Origin of the sequence: Limnohabitans planktonicus II-D5 (assembly GCF_001270065.2) — a bacterium.
Taxonomy (GTDB): Bacteria; Pseudomonadota; Gammaproteobacteria; order Burkholderiales; family Burkholderiaceae_C; genus Limnohabitans_A; species Limnohabitans_A planktonicus.
This window is the reverse complement of record NZ_LFYT02000124.1, coordinates 1-831: the sequence shown is the minus strand read 5'-3', so window position 1 is coordinate 831 and position 831 is coordinate 1. Positions and strand designations below refer to the sequence as shown.

Here is an 831-nt window from a genome sequence, read left to right as displayed (position 1 = left end):
CGCTGCTGGCCTCTGACAGAGTGAAGGTGACCATGGCGGTCTGACCTGTGCCCAGCGCGGTCTTGTCGGTGCTGATGGCAATCGTGGGGGGTGCCGTGTCAGGTGGGGGGCAGTTGGTCTTGAGGGCCACGGCGTTGTTCAGGTCCGAGCCGTCTTTGTTGAGGTTGCCTGCCGCGTCGCTGAAGGTGTTGCTGCTCACCAAAATCATGGCGCTGGCGGCTGTGCTGGTGGGCGTGAAGGTGGCGGTGTAGACCAGCGGGTTGGTGGCGCTTTGGACAAAACCGCTCAGGGTGCCGCCGTTGACGGTGATGTCGCTGGCGGTGAAGTCGCTGCTGGCTTCAGACAGGGTGAAGGTGATGGTGGCGGTTTGGCCGACCAGCAGATCGGTCTTGTCGCTGGTGATGGCAATCGTGGGGGGCGCTGTGTCGGGTGGGGGGCAGTTGGTTTTCAGGGCCACGGCGTTGTTCAGGTCCGAGCCGTCTTTGTTGAGGTTGCCTGCCGCGTCGCTGAAGGTGTTGCTGCTCACCAAAATCATGGCGCTGGCGGCTGTGCTGGTGGGCGTGAAGGTGGCGGTGTAGACCAGCGGGTTGGTGGCGCTTTGGACAAAGCCGCTCAGGGTGCCGCCGTTGACGGTGACGTCGCTGGCCGTGAAGTTGTTGCTGGCCTCAGACAGGGTGAAGGTGATGGTGGCGGTTTCACCGGCGAGCAGATCGGTCTTGTCGCTGCTGACGATGATGGTCGGGGGCGTGACGTCGAGGTTGAAGCTGACGGTGTTGTTGGCGTCGGCGCCGTCGGCATTCTGGTTGCCTGCGGCGTCGGTGAATTTGTTGC

The 831-nt window shown here is 63.2% G+C and carries 1 protein-coding gene; it reads right to left on the bottom strand.

Features of this window, described 5'->3' with window-relative positions; all coding sequences use genetic code 11:
* On the bottom strand, positions 1–831 hold an 831-nt coding region (locus tag H663_RS41925), incomplete at both ends, for an Ig-like domain-containing protein (protein ID WP_240620612.1).